The sequence below is a fragment of the Paraburkholderia sp. USG1 genome, from assembly GCF_031570135.1.
GTDB classification, from domain to species: Bacteria; Pseudomonadota; Gammaproteobacteria; order Burkholderiales; family Burkholderiaceae; genus Paraburkholderia; species Paraburkholderia dioscoreae.
Window position 1 is genome coordinate 26235 of the sequence record NZ_JAMWXW010000045.1, and the last position, 15159, is coordinate 41393.

Here is a 15159-nt window from a genome sequence, read left to right on the forward strand (position 1 = left end):
GCGTGTGCTTACACTCGATCATCGTTCTGCTCATGGCGTGATGGAGAGGGTTTATGGATACGATTGCGAAGGGTCAACAATCGCACTCGCTGGAATTGGAGTTCGGAGCCGGTGCGACCCGGAAGCCGGGTAGCAAAGGCGGTGCCGCGCAGGCGGACGGTTCGCTCGCGCAGCGGGTCGGGGCGATCGACTGGTTCGATGTCCAGCAAGGATTGAACGCGTATGGCAGCGCAATGCTGCACAACCTGCTCAGCGCCGGGGAATGCGACGCGCTGACCGCGCTCTATCCGCGCGAATCATTGTTCCGCAGCCGCGTCGTGATGGCGCGGCATGGTTTTGGCCGCGGCGAGTACAAGTACTTTGCCTATCCGCTGCCGCCGTTGGTTGCGGAGTTGCGTACCACGCTTTATCCGAGCCTCGCGCCCGTGGCGAATCGCTGGAACGAGGTGATGGATATCGACGTCCGCTATCCGGCTACGCATGCGGAATTTATCGAGCGCTGCCACGCCGCCGGCCAGACGCGCCCCACGCCGCTCATGCTTCAATACGCGATCGATGACTACAACTGCCTGCATCAGGATCTCTACGGCGAACACGTCTTTCCGCTCCAGGTCGCGATTCTGCTGTCCGAGCCCGGCGCGGACTTCACCGGCGGCGAATTCGTCATGACGGAGCAGCGTCCGCGAATGCAATCGCGCACGGAAGTGGTGCCGCTCGGCAAGGGCGACGCGGTGGTGTTCGCCGTCCATCACCGTCCGGTACAAGGGACGCGCGGCCCGTACCGGGTCAATTTGCGGCATGGCGTGAGCCGCCTGCGCTCCGGCCAGCGGCATACGCTCGGGGTGATCTTCCACGACGCGACCTGACGCGGCTTCGGGCTAGCCTGGCTTGGCGCGGGGCGCGCCGAACCCTGCTGCACCGCCGCAAAAACTCGACAATCGTAATTTTGACCAGGTATCATCCGGGAAAACCCGAATCCGCCGGATGCGCTGCGCCACCCTTTGCAGCGCGTTCCGGTGTGTCCGTTCGGGTGCTATCGCCCGTCGTCGGGCGGGGCTGCTGGCCGGTGATCCCGGCATGGCGACCCAGTCCGGCGATACGAAGTTGGCGGGCCCGCGCGCCCGCCTTGTCGCAATCGGCCAAAAGCCGGTGGCGGCTATTTAGCCTGGACATCATCGATCATGATTGCTGCCGCGTTTTCGCGCGTCGCCGACCGCCTGCTTGCCGCGGACCCGGGGCTCGTACGTCTTCATACCGCGCTGCGCGTTGCGCTCGCCTGCCTGCTCACCGGCGTGGCCAGCATCGCGTGGACCGCCTCCCGGCATCACCCCATCACGCTCGCCGCCCCCGGCATCCTCTTTGCGATGGTCGCGCCGCTGTTCGTGCGCGATGCGCGGCGGCCCGCGTGGTTCGGTACGCTCGTCTGCCTCTATCTGTGTGCGTGCGCGTGCTTCGCTGCGGCGAGCGTGCTGAGCCGGTATCCGCTGGCCGGCGATGCCGGCTTCCTCGTCGTGATGTTCGTCGGCATGCTGTGTCAGGCTTGCGGTCCGCGTGCATTGGGTTGTGCGATGCTCGGCGTGGTGTGTTTTTACCTCGGCCTGTATCTGCATCCTTCGACGACGCATCTCGTGCAGTCGCTCCTGCTGTCCGCGTTCGGCCCGTTGATGGTCGCGCTGGTGGGCCGCGTGATCGTGCCGATGCGGGCCGCGAAGAGCTTGCGCCTGGCGGTTCACACGGTGACGCTGCGCGCTGCGCGCGTACTTCACGCTGCGGTGGCGGCGCATCTCTCCGCGTTGAACGAAGCCGCGCTCTCGCTCGAAGAACAATTGGCGCTGCTCAATCCGTCCGATGCCGAAACGATTCGTGAACGGATCGTCGAAGTGGAAGTGGCGGCCGGGCAGTATGCGTTTGCATCGGGGCACGCGGACGGCGGCGTCGAGGCGAACGCTCGCGTATTGCGTCACGCGATTGCGCGGCTCAGGCAGACGGCGCATCGAGATAACGACGCGCGCCGCGCTTCGTTTGCTCCGGCCGGCGGTGCGGTCGCGCTGACTGCATCGCAGCGCTTTGCCGATTTGCACAGCAAGCTTTGCTGGCTCCCCGCCACGCGCGCCACGACCGCTGCGTTGCTCGCCATGCTGATCGGTCACTCGCTTTCGCCGGAGCGCTGGTTCTGGGCGGTCATTACCACATTCGTCGTGTTCCTCGGCACGCGGTCGCGCGCCGATACGGTGTATCGCGGCGCGCAGCGCCTCGTGGGGACGCTGGGTGGCGCGCTCGTCAGCGTGTCGCTGGTTGCGCCGCTGCAGGACTCGCCGGTTCTGCTGGTCGCCGCGATGCTGCTGTGCGTGTTCGGCTGGGCTTACTTCATTCTGAACGCGTACGCGCCGGGGGTGTTTTTTATTACCGTACTCGTCGGGTTGGTCTACGGCGAGTTGGGGTTCGCGATGGGACCGCTGGTCGAATTGCGAATTGAGGAAGTGCTGGTGGGTTGTGTCGTGTCGTTCGCGGTCGCGATCCTCATGATGCCGCTTGCCGCGACGCGGCATGTCGAGACGAGGCTGGCTTCGGTATTGGGCGCGCTGCGTGAAATGGTGCGGCTCACCGGATCGGGAGCGCTGGCGGCTGATGCGGTTCCGGCGATGCGCAAGCTCGATCGCAGTTGGCACGATCTGCGCATCGCGCTGCGGCCGCTGCAGACGCAGCGTGTGGTGGTGTGGAATCCCGATGTCGAGCTGGCGACCGGTTCGCTGCTGTGTTGTCTGCATTGGGCGCGGGTGTTGAGTGATTCCGCGCGGCGCGGCGGGTTGCGCGAAGAGACGGCGCTCAATGCGGCCGAGGTCGGCGCGGCGCATATCGAGTCGATCGTGGCGCGGCTCGATTCATTGATTGCGCGCTATAACGGCGTGGCGCGTGCTGCGGGTGGCGGGTCCGATGAGCGTGCTTCTGTGACGATTGCCGCTGATATCGATGTGCATAAGGCGCCGGCACTCGCTCAACTGGATGGCGCGGTCGCGCAGTTGTTCGACCGGTTGACGCAGCCGGTTTCGGATGCGCGGCGCGTGTTTAATTGGGCGCTGAGGGGGCGGAGTGTGTAGGGACGCAGTGGCCGGGCGTGAAGATCATCGGCGATGCGGATGAAGTTCTTTTTGCTTAGCTTTCCTCCCTGGTGGGATCAATACCAGGCGGTCGGGAGCGAGGCGCTCTTCCTCAAATGCTGGAATCAGCGACGCGAGTTGTGCGCACGGTTCATTGAGAGCCTTCATGTTTATCGTTGAACCTGCTTCATGTTCCGCACAAGCTGCTTTACGTACAGTTCGGGTTCGAAGCGCATGCCCACGACCGGCTCGCCCGCAGGCGACTCCCCGAGCCACCCCGACCAGCCGAGCTGCTGGTGGTCACCCAAGCTCGCACAGGTCGCATCTTGCGGCCTGATCTGCAGTTCCAGCAGCCACTCGTACTCCAGGCCCATGTGTGCCCGTACCAGCGCGACAAGCCGCAGCAAATCCGCGCCGCGTGGCGTCAGGCGGTGGTATGTCTCGATGTCGAGCGGTCCGAGCACGAGGCAGAAACGGTGCATCTTGCCGGGCACCTGCTCGCCCAGCACCGCACCGCCTCCCAGGATGGCGGACATGCGCTCCTCCCCTGCCCTGCATTGAAGCTTCGGCGGCAGCACGGTCCAGTGCAGCGACCATTCGTCGATGCGCGCGGGCACGCCGAAGCGGTGCGCAACCGTCATGGCGAGCGCGTCCGGGTTGCGGGCCTCGTGCACCAGATGCACTCCCGACGCGAGGCGTGCATGCGAGGGCAACCTCACGGTGCGGTCGCGTCGCGGCGACGTGCCGGAAACACAGCCGACGTAGAACGAGAAGCGGTCGTGATCCGGCCGGTCGAGGCTGGCGGCCGCCTGCGCCGAGGCCCACGCGCGGTACAGGAGCGCGAGCGAGCGGTGATGAAAGACGTCGAGGAAATTGCTCAGCGTCGTGTCACCTCGCAGCGCTTCGCGCTCGCGGGCGATCTCTGTAACGTGAATTGGCAATGGCCCGTTCGGACCCAGCATCCCCAAGCTATGAAGCCGGATATGCAACCTGTTGTCCTTGATCCTGGCTTCGGCAACTTCACTCGGCGCGAAGACGAGACTCGGCTTCTGGCCGATGCGGAACGGTTCCGCGTACGGCAGCAGTGCGGTGCCGACCGGAGCGATGGCGGGGTCCGCATTGATGCGGCGCATGAGCGCGATGAAACCATGTCGCCACGGGGTGGCCACCAGGTCATCGAGCAGGTTGACTGACATTGCAACATTGGGGGCCGCTCGTTTCACCAACACACCTCGTCGGAAAAGGGGCTGCGTGAGCGGCCCGGAAAAACTCTTGATGCGGGAGATCGGGTTGGAGCCGTAGGTGGCCTGGCGGCTCTGCTGTGTAAGCGCTGCCTTCCTTTGGTTAGTACGGGTACGTGTTTTCGTCACGCCACCGATAATGTTTGCTGCCGGCTCACTAATGTGCAGCCACACGATGCGCGATGCCCTTCGAGCGCTACGGGTCTGTCGTCGACAAGTGTCGAGTCGTCTCCCTCGGCAATCGGATTCACGCCGTGTTCTGCGCAATACACCCTGTCGCTCTTGCGGGCAATCTTGCGACCGTCGATGTTGTCCATCTCTGAGCCTTCGATAACTTCTCCACCGAAGGGGGCCAATGTGTCACCGGTGACGATAATCTGACGTGTCATTCTTTATCTCGACGGGGAAAGGGCGAATATGTCGTGCGATACGGTGTTGTGGGCAGCGCGGTACGCGTAGCTGATTGGGGCTGCGCTGCTACGTCAAGCGAATGCATGCCGGTCCAAGCGGTTGTGAAGTGGGGCATGCGGATGCCTGATGGCCACACGCGCCTCCCGTATGCCGGACTCTGAGCATTTGCGCCCGCTGTCGCAGCGCATTGGTTGGGGGCGGGCCGCGGGTTGTGGCGGTAGCCCGGTTTTCGTTAGAGCCGCGTGAGGTTCGGACTGTGGCGAGTGTGCTGGAGATGTTGGTGGCGGTGGAGTAACGGCCTTGGCGGCGTCGATCAGTGTTTGCACGTCGCCGTCCCATTTCGGCAATGCTGCCGGAGGAAGAGGTAATACCTTGTCGAGGTTGGGGAGCTTCAGGGTGCCTTCGTACCACGCGAGGATGTCGCTGATTTTCCCGTAGCGTTCAGCCCGTGCTTTATCGACATGACCCGTAACACTCCCGCCATTGCTCAGATCCAGGCCATCCAACTGAGTGCTAAGAAAGCTTGCGCATTTTTCACTTCCGAGCTTTACCCCTTCATGTAGAACCTTCAGCGCGCGAAGCTTGGCTTCCGGCGTTCCGTCTGCGGCATAAATAAATTCCAGTTCATCCGCCGCATCACCGTAACCTTGCGCCAGCGAACATTCCAGCATCTTCGTCGCAACGGGAACATTGGCCCAGAACCCGTTGCCCGGATTGTCCCAACCGGCGTCAAGCGCCGCACCCAGGAATGATTGAGCCGACGGGCTACCCATGTCCGCCGCTTTCTGGAAAAACGCGTACGCGCTCGTAGCGTCTCCGCCCTTGACGATGCCCTTCATGTGATAGACACCCATCGTGTCCCAGGCATCGGGCACCCCAAGTTGCATCGCTTTCTCCACCCAGCGGATCGCCGTCTCAGGGTCCCTCACGGGAACCGGGTAACCGCTCAATATCAATGCGGCGAGGTTGAGCATCGCTTTCCAGTGGTTACGTTCCGCAGCCTGCAAGTAAAGCTGGTAAATCTTTCTCCAGTCCTTGTCCTCCCAATAGACGTTGGGATCAAGTTCCGATGCGAGTGCCTGCTGGAACCACAGTTCGGCCTGCGGATCGACAGGCGGCAGATGCTGTTCCTGATACACACACGTGAAATCCTTCCGATGTGGAGCAAACAGCGGCAGTTTCGTATAACGGGGCAAATCGGAACTGGACATGGCAGTCATCAACTGGCGAATTGGGGATTCGGCAAGGGCGGTTTGTGCCACGACGAAAAGAAGCCACAAACCGAACAGATATCGAACGCGTGCAAATTTCATGCAAGTGTGGCTTAAGCATCTTTCTAATTTCATTGGCAATCCCTTTCTACCAACTGTGCCGATACGTCGCAAAAAACTTCTCCCTCTCCTTTTTCAGATGGCAGGAAAACTCCCGATAGAGAGCGGCAGCGATACCCTGACGTGCCACTCTTTCTCGCGACGCGACAAACACAAAACAAGTCCTACAATGCAATGTCATACACATCCGCTACGCGCAACCGATTGGGACTGCCCAGCCAGGTCCAGCGAACGTCGTGAGCCGATATGTCCAGATGCTGCTGTCGCGGATCGGGAAAGCTGGCCTCTTTCTCGACGAACGCTTGCCGGTCCCATCGGTTATAAAGTGCGGCAAGCGGATGCGCTGTGGCCACGCGAGCCTCCCATATGCCAGACTGCGGACATTTGAGCCCACCATTGCAGCGCAATGGTTCGGGTCGGTCCGCGAGTTGTCGCAGCAACCCGGCTTTCGTCAGAGCCGCGTGAGGTTCGGACTGTGAAGGGTGTGCTGGAGATGTTGGTGGCGGTGGAGTAACGGCCTTGGCGGCATCGATCAGTGTTTTCACGTCGCCGTCCCATTTCGGCAATGCTGCCGGAGGAAGAGGTAATACCTTGTCGAGGTTGGGGAGCTTCAGGGTGCCTTCGTACCACTTGAGGATATCGCCGACTTTGCTGTAGCGATCTGCACGGGCTTCATCGACATGACCGACCAGACTCCCACCGTTTGCCAATTCGAAGCCATTAAATTGAACAGACAATTTATCCGCACACTTTGCACTACCCAGCTTTGCACCCTCCTGAAGCAGTTTCAGTGCGCGAAACTTAGCTTCAGGCGTTCCGGGATCAGCATAGAGAAACGCCAACTCATACGCAGCGTCGCCATAGCCTTGGGCAACAGCACATTCCAGCATCTTCGTCGCAACGGGAACATTAGCCCAGAACCCGTTGAGCCCCGCAGCCAGCCCCGTGATCGTGAAGAAGCCGAATCTGGACGGGAGCGCAAAGAATTCATGGACCAGCCTGTGTCCGTGGAACTTCATGGCGACTGGACGCAACAGGCTTTCATGCGGCTCCAGCCCCGCGTGCTTCACTTGCATGTAGCGCAGTTCGCCCTGGTAATACGCCGGTAATTCCGGGTCCATACTCGCCATGTCGGAATCCGTCACTTATCGGGCGACTGTGCTGCGGAAATATGCGGTGCAGGACATGACGCACAAAGTGGGAAACCCGTAACAGGAGCTGTCAGATATCAATGGAATTGAGCAGGCGGAATAGCGAATCTGGAGCTGCGGGTACGACAGTGCAGATCGACAGAACGGAAGCGAAAAAGATGGGTGCCTTGAAGGACACCCCGGAAGGAAGTGCCGCCCGCAAAAGGAAGGCGCCCAGATAGTAGTGCGAAATTAGATCCTGATAAACAGATACGCTTCGCATCATCAAGTCACGGGTAGCAGCGGAAGTGGGCACTGACACCTTTCGCCCCAGCGTGCACCTTGCCAAATAGTCCGGTGCCGTCATTCAGGATACGGCCATGATCGCCTGCGGTGGGCTTCCCTTCGCTGATGGTTTGCGAACGATTTTCCCCCACGGTGTTGCCCACACAATAGATGTCACAGTCGAATTCCAGCCAGCACCGAATCCAACATGTAAACATCTAACCCGTTGAGCTTAAATAGAACAGATGTTTGTGAGTGTGTTGCGTTGCGGGACAATTTATCCACACAAATTGTTCGCAAGTCCGTGGATAAGTATCTCCCCACAGCCCTCAACCCCACGCCATAAGGCGGGCCATGTGAGGGGAAATTGAGCATTCCCCACAGGCCGCCAAACATCGGTCCCCCACGTTTCCCCACACGCTGCGGTGCGGGGAAACTGCCTTTCCCCTCAACGGAAAAGGGCCAACATATTAGACATGTGTTTTGTAAAGCACTCAAGCTAACGGCAATTCGGGTGCCGTTTCTACAAGTCACTTGTTAAAGCAGAAAGCTGACGGGGCGGTTGTGTACGCTGCGGCGCACACACGATGGAGAACGCCAGGAACATCCCCCACGACGCGCGATGATAGGGCTACAGCTCCCAACGCTGGCCGTCCTCATTGAGCAGCCAAGGGGTCCGGCAGCAGGGCTCTTCAAGCACCGGGATGCCATTGAATTCGCGCCCGTTGTAGCGGACATCCGAATGTCGCATGTGCAGTTCGTCACATAGCATGCGCTCGTGGTCGGGATGAAGAACCAGTTCCACGGGTTTCTCGCCCCGGTGTTCTTTCCGATGCCGGGAGAGCCCATCTGTGATAAAGGCGTAGATGCTAATGCCTGGCCGGAACCTTAATGTAATAAATCACACCTCCATGATTTTTTGCCGGATCACGCTGCCACTCCTGCGGGGGAGCCGTGAAGAGAAGACCGCCTAAAGGCTGATTTGGCTCGTAGAACTAGCGGGCTACCCGGCGCTGCGACCAGAATTGCGATGGTCGCAGCGCCAGGCGCCTTGGCCAGTCACTCCTCTGGTGGCTCGTCAATGGGGTGCTGCGTGACGTTTAAACGCCTTTTGACCTCCGGGCGTCCCTCTGCGATTACGTTGAGCATTGCAACGCCGAGCTGTCGTGCTAATTCATCGTCGAATTCGAACTCTTGGTCGTCCACGAAGAAGGGGACTTCCATACATTCCGCCAAAAGTGGAGCCACGCTGGCTGATTCGACCATTTGCATGATCAATTGTTGTGGATCGTCGACGTAGGTGACAACCATTGAATATGGTGGACGTTTACGCATTAATACCCCCTACATTCCTGATATCTGTCAAAAGCGTTCTCCATGCAAAGGGCCAAGTTTCGCTTCCCTCTTGTCCCGGCCAATAGCCGGCATGCATCAACATCATTTTCATAATGTGCATGGCACGCAGCCTCATGGGATTCTCGACCACCACACTTCACCATTCCCCCATCCCCGCTCCCTGCACCAAAAAGCGAACTGTAAAGCGTTGACCGCTTCGCAGAACTCGTCAGATCCGGCACAAGCACTGGATGAGGAACCTGCGCCTGATCGCTCGCCATCAACTCGGTGGTTTCACGCCATGCCGGTAGTGGTTCGCCCAGTTCATCCCCGAATAGCTTACCTGTCGGCAACGCCTTCCAGGCCATGTAGCATTCGACGCACATGTCAGGAACGAATGCCGGAGCATCCGACTGAAGTCCTGTCAGGTTCGCGGGTGGCGCAACCGGGTCGTTCCCGAGTTCCCAGTTCGTCAGCCAGACACCCAATTCAGCATCACTGATCGGCTTCCACCAGGCGCCATTCGTTGACACCTGAGCCGTGCGCGAGGACACCGTACCATCTGGACCGTACCGATAATCGACTGCCAGTACTCGGGCGAGTCCACCATTTACCGAACTTGCCGGTTCGTTATACTGGAAGGACTTTACGCGACCGCGCTCATCGTATCCGATGCTCGCCTGACCGCTACTACCAGCTATCTGCGTTGCACGATTCTCAGAATTGCGGGCAAGCGTTCGCATCGACCAGCCAGATACGGCATCCTTCACAGACTCGGCATTGCCCCGTACGTCGTATGTGTAGGTCCAGTCTTCACGCTTCGAGCCGTTACGGGTGATCGCAGCCGATAGAAGACGGTTCGCCGGATCGTACCGTGCACCAACTGTCCACTGATTACCGGTCCCAACGGCCTGCATGCCCTGGTCGCCCGTCGGATCGGTCGTCTCTGTCTCGGCGTAGCCGGTGACGTTGCCGGCCTGGTCGTAGACAAACGCACGGATTTTGCCTGGCGTGGCGACCAGATGCGGACGCAAGGAGGTACTGTCGTTATACTCAATCGTCGTTACCGTCCTGTTACCAGAGACTGTCGCAACTGCTTTTGTCGGCCGGTTGGCGCCGTCCCACGTGTACTGTGTACTCCCATCCGGTGTAACGGTCTGCTTCAGGTTCCCTGATGTGTCCCATGTACGTGAGACCGCGCCACCAGGCGTAACAATTGAGCCGGGACGCGACGTATCTCCAACATCAAAGGAATACGTGCTATTGCCGGACATATTGCTAACAGTGGTCGTGTTCGTGCCATAACTAAGCGAAACGTTACGTGTCGTGTCGGGATGGGTGACCGAGATAGCGCGTCCGCTGGAATCGTAGGTCCATGTTGCAATCCGTGAACCGGATTCGTCCTTTATCCCGGTCACCGCATTAGGGAAGCGGGCATCCTCATAAAGGTACTGACGAACGTATCCAATCGGCGCGGTTACTGAAACAAGATTGCCTTTCGCATCGTACGCATAATGTGTCGCGTTGCCCGAAGGCGGCACTACACTCAGAACGCGACCATTACTGTCATATGTCAGACTAAGTGTCAGCCGCGATGCCGCCTGCCCGATCCGATCAACGGGCCACTGCGCGATCGAATCTATCTGTTGTCCAACGTATTCAACTTCACGATACATACCCGTGCGTGTTGTCTCGGAGTGAAACAGACCTGTGCTGACGGAGTATGTTTCGGTCGTGCCAAGCCGTTCGTCCTTCAGGTAGAAGTATCCGTCGCCAGCTTTCATGAGAGAAAGACCCGACGTACCCGGCACCGCCCACCCGCCGTTAACCCACTTGAAGATCAGAGGCTGGCCGTTACTCCGATACGCGGTGATTTTCGGCGTGCCTGCATTGACCGAGGTCAGATCAAGCCGTCGCTGCCAGTTACTTGCCCAGTACCCGCCCATCGCTACCTGCGCTTTGTCGAACGGCTTCGAAAGGTAGGTACGACTAAACACAAGCGGCGACGCGTCACCGCTTGCAAAGTCAGTTTCAGAGAAAGTCACAATCCCATTCGCGGGAAACACCGGGTCTGCCACGGGGCAGGTATCGTCTGGCGGGGTTTCCGTTGAATTGCACCACTGATCGATCAGGGCGAGGTCATTGATACACGCGTAGTTGCCCATTCCGCCCGGCGTGTTGCTCGTAACGTCGAGCTTGCAGGTCTTGGAGCCCGGCGTGGCGCCGGACTGGGCATACAGCGAAAAACAGTCGACTGCGTTAGCGCTGAACGCGAATATTAGCAACGAGAAGGCAGCCAGCAGGCGCCCCGCGAATCCGACTGTCCCACCGTGGAGTCTGGATTTTTTCATTCTTATCCCTATTGGCTTATTGTTTGAAACGTTTGATGCACACACACCGTATAGGGACCACCAAAAACGAAAAATCCGACAATTCCTAAATTTGCGACTTACTTACGCACACTCAAAATGTGACCCGGATTTACGGCTGCACGATGTAGGAATGCACAACAGGAACTGTCAGAATCAGCGGAGCAGACAAGAAGAAATAGCGTACCGGGAGATGCGGGTACGACATTGCTGATCGATAGAACGCAAGAGAAAAGGAGGAGTGCCATGAAGGTCACCCCGGAAGGTAGGTATTCAGATAGTAGTACAGATTTAATTTATATTCTTAAAACTGATGCACCTCGCATCGTCAAGTCACTTGCTGCGACGATAAGGGTGTATGCAAAACGTTTCACTGCGCGACGTCAGGAAAATCACACCCTATGATTTTTCCTTCCGTTCCCACCCGATACCTGTCCGCACCGCCTCAAGCGTGAGCGTCGCAGGCGTTTCCGCGATGCGCAGCGTATCGAAGAAGTATTTCCAGCGCGTCGTGTCCTGGCCTTCCATCACGTACGACACACAGAGCACGCCCTTGAGCATCGCAAACTCATCCGCGTTGCCCCGGAAGTAATCGATCAGCTTTTCAGTGCGAACCTTGCGCCCCTCAAGTCGTACGCTCATGATTCACCATCGTGGAGCATCCAGGACGGAACCGACTTCAGTGCCTGGTCTTTGAGTACACACACGTCTGAAGATCGTCCATATGCCGCGGCATAATGTTCGACCAGACCGTAGAGCCGGGCCACGGTGCGCTCACCACTGGCACGCCATGTCTCGACGGCAAGCCAAGCAGGCAATTTCACGAATGTATGGGGAGTTCACACTGTCACCATGTCCCGCGCGTTCCAGTACATGCGTTCGCGCGCCTCACGTTGTAATCCTTGTGCCAGCCCTTCGGCCATGTCCTGCGCTGTCTCCTTCAGATAGTCGCCGGCCTCCGACTCAATGCCCCACAACGAGTCGTTCACGTCATCGACCACATTGCCGTCCTCATCCAGCAGTTCGACCACGGCCAATCCACTGCCATCCAGCACAAGCGCCTGTTCAACAGCCTGCACCGACACCGCGATTTCGGCGGAAATGGATACTGACACCTTTCGCCCCGGCGTAGACCTTGCCGGGCAGACGTGTGCCGTCATTCAGGATGCGGCCATGATCGCCTGCGGTGAGCTTCAGGAGCATCCCTTCGCGAATTGTTTGCGAACGATTTTCCCCCACAATATTCCCCACAAAACAGATGTCACGGTCGGATTCTAGCCAGCGCCGAGTCCGACATGTAAACATCTGACCTGTTGAAATTAAACAGAACAGATGTTTGTAGGTGTATTGCGTTGCGGGAAAATTTTATCCACAGTTTTTGTTCAGAAGCCTGTGGATAACCGCCCCACAACAACCCCAACTCCTTGATGCACATACCTTCTTGACCACTGCGCGAGAAGCGAAGAGCGAGGGGCAAAGCGCCGGCCTCAGAGCGCAGCCACCCAAACCGGCTGCGCTCCGCACACCCACCGTCAGGCTGACTCGACCGCCGCCCGTCCGCTCACCCGCATAAACGCACCCCGCTCGACAAGCGCGCCGAACAGCAGTCCGATCGTCGTCCACATGATCGCCTGCATGCCGAGCGCCGCCACACGGAACTTCCACAGCAGCACCGCCGGAAAAGCCTCCGGCACTTCGTTGAGGGCCGGCATCGACAACTGCACGGCGGCGATAATCACAACGAAGACCAACCCCGCCACAATCGAGCCATTCCACGCGCCGAGTTTCGCGGCCGCACGGCGTCGGACCTTGAGCGAAAACACCATCGCGGCGAGCGAGATCGCAATCATCAGGAAGAACAGCCCTGTGCGCATTCCGATCGTCTCCGGGTCGCCGACCGAAGGCGGGTTCGCCGGGTACTTCAGGTTCGGAACGACCGCCAGCGCAATGAACGCGCCGAGCGCCAGCCACGCGGACAACGCGCGCGCGCTCAATGCCCCCACCCGCCCATACGCGTAAGCGAACACCAGCGAGAACAACCCGCCAAATGCCGCGCCGTAAACCACCACACCGGTCAACAAGCCGAGTCCGCGTTGTGTATCGCGGCTCACCAGCTCCGGTTCGGGCGCCTCGCCTTTCGCGGCATCGGCCTTTTCTTCGAATGAAATCGCCTGATTGACTTGCGGTTCGCCCACCACCCGGGCGAAGCCGAACGTGAGCAGTCCCGCGGCGATGCCTGCGAGCATCCCGCGTACCAACAATTTACCGACCATGTTCGACTCCGTTAGTGGCAAGGAAAGCCGAGCAGATGGCGGCCGTCGTGCACGAACTCATGCACGTACATACCCGGCACCAGCGATGTGGCGCCCTGTTCCGCACCCACGAAGTAAAGCGCAAGCAATAGCAGCAAACCGCCGAACACGAGCCACGGCAACAACTCGCGCAGCGGAATCGGCGTGGGTTGAGCAACGGGTTGGGAGGCAGGCTGAGAAGCGGAATTAAAAACGGCTTCAGTCATGATGGACATCTCCTGGGGTTACGCGCCCCGATAGTCATTGCAGAGGGATGATGCGAAGCTCAGGTCTGGCTTTCGGCTTGGGCTGCCGATTACAGTGGCGCGACCGCGCCGGGCTCTCACCGGCTTCCGCGCTTCGCAGTCCGGCTATTCTACGCGCTAAACTCCGGTACCCGGCAACCCCGGGCGGGCGCTTCGTGCCCAACCGGCGTCCAGCTCCGGCGTAGCCTCACAGGAAATGAACAGAATGGACACACGGCTGCTGATGATCAGCCACGCCTCGACCGCCGCCCAGCGCGCAGGCCGCTTTCCCGCCGACGACCCGCTCGACGCCCGCGGCCTCGCCGAAGCCCACGCCTACGCGGCGCGCACCACGCCGGCGCTCGGACAAGGCGCGGCAGCCTACGTCAGCCCTGCCGTCTGCGCGCGTGCTACGGCAGCGGCCTTGGGCCTTGCCGCATCGGTAGATGTCGGACTGGCGGATATGAACTACGGCAAATGGCACGGACGGCGGCTCGCCGACCTCGCCGTCGAAGCGCCGCAAGACCTCGCGGCATGGGCGCGCGATCCGGACGCCGCGCCGCACGGCGGCGAGTCGTTCAGCAACCTCGTGAAGCGGGTAGGAGAATGGCTCGATGCGCTACACCGCGCGGCGGATCCGGCATCGAAGCATACGCGCAACGTGATCGCCGTCACCCACGCGCCAGTGCTGCGGGCAGCAATTGTGTCTGCGCTGGGCGCATCGCCCGTGGTGTTTTCGCGCATTGAAATCGCGCCGCTTTCTACGATCGAGTTGCGGTGCTCATCGCGTGGCTGGACATGGTGGCCGGCGTCGCAGTAGCGGGTCTTGCGCGGCGACTCAAATCACCTGACTTAAATCACCTGACCCACATCACTTGCCCGACACCACCAGACGCAGCTTGTTCGCACCCGTCGGTGTCAGCGTAATGTCGGTGCGCTTGCCCTTCGCGCCCAGATAAAAATGCTGACGTCCCGGCGAATTCTGATCGTGCGTCGCGTCGGGCAGACACGACGCGACGTCAGCCGCTACGGCTTGCAGCGCGTCCGCGTTCGAACCGGCGTCGTGATGCGGCGTCCACGTGCATTGATAGCTGCCGCGGCTTGCCGAACATTGCGCGTCGTCGCCATAGGGTTGCGCGACGCCTTTGCCGTCGTCCGGCGTCAACGAGGCGAGACCGCCCGGTGCGGCCGCCACGATCCGTTTCAGCGACGTACATGGGCTAGGCGCATCGTCGGCATAGGCGCTGCACGGGAGCAAGGCGCCTAGCGATGCGGCGGCAAGCGCGGTGGCGGTGGCGACCAATCGGATTCTGTTCATATCGGCGCGGTCCTCGAAGTGACACACAGGTAGCATCAAACATGCATCAAGCGCAGTAGCACGCTTCGTGCCTATGTGCGCCGAGTGCATCACTCCATGAACCAC

At 59.9% G+C, this 15159-nt stretch carries 15 protein-coding genes, 2 pseudogenes and 1 riboswitch; of the genes and pseudogenes, 4 read left to right on the forward strand and 13 right to left on the reverse strand.

What is annotated here, in order from left to right; translation table 11 throughout:
- Positions 1 to 53: 53 nt before the first annotated feature.
- Both NE850_RS36280 and NE850_RS36285 read left to right on the forward strand, forming a co-directional pair.
- Complete coding sequence (locus NE850_RS36280) at positions 54 to 866, forward strand: 2OG-Fe(II) oxygenase (RefSeq protein ID WP_197740266.1); 813 nt, start codon at positions 54 to 56, stop codon at positions 864 to 866.
- A gap of 315 nt (positions 867 to 1181) precedes the next feature.
- Positions 1182 to 3098 carry an FUSC family protein gene (locus NE850_RS36285; RefSeq protein WP_007176135.1) on the forward strand — a complete coding sequence of 639 codons (1917 nt, stop codon included), beginning with the start codon at positions 1182 to 1184 and terminating at the stop codon, positions 3096 to 3098.
- A gap of 170 nt (positions 3099 to 3268) precedes the next feature.
- Here NE850_RS36285 and tssG read toward each other — a convergent pair whose 3' ends face one another.
- The 8 genes and pseudogenes from tssG to NE850_RS36320 all read right to left on the reverse strand — a co-directional run bounded on the left by tssG (position 3269) and on the right by NE850_RS36320 (position 11182).
- On the reverse strand, positions 3269 to 4294 hold the full coding sequence (tssG, locus tag NE850_RS36290) for a type VI secretion system baseplate subunit TssG (RefSeq protein ID WP_051058905.1): 1026 nt from the start codon (positions 4292 to 4294) through the stop codon (positions 3269 to 3271).
- A gap of 170 nt (positions 4295 to 4464) precedes the next feature.
- Positions 4465 to 4728, reverse strand: coding sequence for a PAAR domain-containing protein (locus tag NE850_RS36295; RefSeq protein ID WP_011490773.1), 264 nt, complete (start codon positions 4726 to 4728; stop codon positions 4465 to 4467).
- 93 nt (positions 4729 to 4821) lie between these two features.
- Positions 4822 to 6096 (reverse strand): DUF6396 domain-containing protein, encoded by a 1275-nt coding sequence (locus NE850_RS36300; protein WP_310700160.1) that lies wholly within the window; start codon positions 6094 to 6096, stop codon positions 4822 to 4824.
- A gap of 149 nt (positions 6097 to 6245) precedes the next feature.
- Positions 6246 to 7007 (reverse strand): annotated as a pseudogene (locus NE850_RS36305) (DUF6396 domain-containing protein); the annotation flags it as partial.
- 9 nt (positions 7008 to 7016) lie between these two features.
- Positions 7017 to 7211 (reverse strand): annotated as a pseudogene (locus NE850_RS39585) (type VI secretion system baseplate subunit TssF); the annotation flags it as partial.
- A 916-nt stretch (positions 7212 to 8127) separates the two neighbouring features.
- Positions 8128 to 8301, reverse strand: a complete 174-nt coding sequence (locus NE850_RS36310; RefSeq protein WP_165187749.1) for a hypothetical protein — start codon at positions 8299 to 8301, stop codon at positions 8128 to 8130.
- A 254-nt stretch (positions 8302 to 8555) separates the two neighbouring features.
- Positions 8556 to 8807: a hypothetical protein gene (locus NE850_RS36315; RefSeq protein ID WP_232064297.1), complete on the reverse strand. Its 252-nt coding sequence runs from the start codon at positions 8805 to 8807 to the stop codon at positions 8556 to 8558.
- Positions 8808 to 8830: 23 nt separating this feature from the next.
- Entirely contained in the window at positions 8831 to 11182 is a 2352-nt protein-coding gene (locus NE850_RS36320) for a DUF6531 domain-containing protein (protein WP_310700162.1), read from the reverse strand.
- A gap of 264 nt (positions 11183 to 11446) precedes the next feature.
- Between NE850_RS36320 and NE850_RS36325 the strand changes: the two genes are divergently transcribed.
- Entirely contained in the window at positions 11447 to 11605 is a 159-nt protein-coding gene (locus tag NE850_RS36325; protein WP_165187745.1) for a hypothetical protein, read from the forward strand.
- On the opposite strand, the gene NE850_RS36330 is transcribed toward NE850_RS36325, so the two are convergent.
- The 4 genes from NE850_RS36330 to NE850_RS36345 form a co-directional block, all read right to left on the reverse strand.
- Entirely contained in the window at positions 11600 to 11842 is a 243-nt protein-coding gene (locus NE850_RS36330; protein WP_165187743.1) for a hypothetical protein, read from the reverse strand. The two genes, NE850_RS36325 and NE850_RS36330, sit on opposite strands and share 6 nt — an antisense overlap.
- 197 nt (positions 11843 to 12039) lie before the next feature.
- Positions 12040 to 12315: a hypothetical protein gene (locus tag NE850_RS36335; protein ID WP_165187741.1), complete on the reverse strand. Its 276-nt coding sequence runs from the start codon at positions 12313 to 12315 to the stop codon at positions 12040 to 12042.
- Between the two features lie 417 nt (positions 12316 to 12732).
- Positions 12733 to 13473, reverse strand: a complete 741-nt coding sequence (locus NE850_RS36340) for a CbtA family protein (RefSeq protein ID WP_007176127.1) — start codon at positions 13471 to 13473, stop codon at positions 12733 to 12735.
- An 11-nt stretch (positions 13474 to 13484) separates the two neighbouring features.
- Entirely contained in the window at positions 13485 to 13718 is a 234-nt protein-coding gene (locus NE850_RS36345) for a CbtB-domain containing protein (RefSeq protein WP_007176126.1), read from the reverse strand.
- Positions 13719 to 13781: 63 nt separating this feature from the next.
- Positions 13782 to 13846: riboswitch (cobalamin riboswitch) on the reverse strand.
- Between the two features lie 116 nt (positions 13847 to 13962).
- On the opposite strand from NE850_RS36345, the gene NE850_RS36350 reads away from it, so the two are divergent.
- Positions 13963 to 14556: a histidine phosphatase family protein gene (locus NE850_RS36350; protein ID WP_165187737.1), complete on the forward strand. Its 594-nt coding sequence runs from the start codon at positions 13963 to 13965 to the stop codon at positions 14554 to 14556.
- Positions 14557 to 14607: 51 nt separating this feature from the next.
- Here NE850_RS36350 and NE850_RS36355 read toward each other — a convergent pair whose 3' ends face one another.
- A complete protein-coding gene (locus tag NE850_RS36355; protein ID WP_165187735.1) occupies positions 14608 to 15054 on the reverse strand; it encodes a hypothetical protein in 447 nt (148 codons plus the stop codon).
- Between the last annotated feature and the right edge of the window lie 105 nt (positions 15055 to 15159).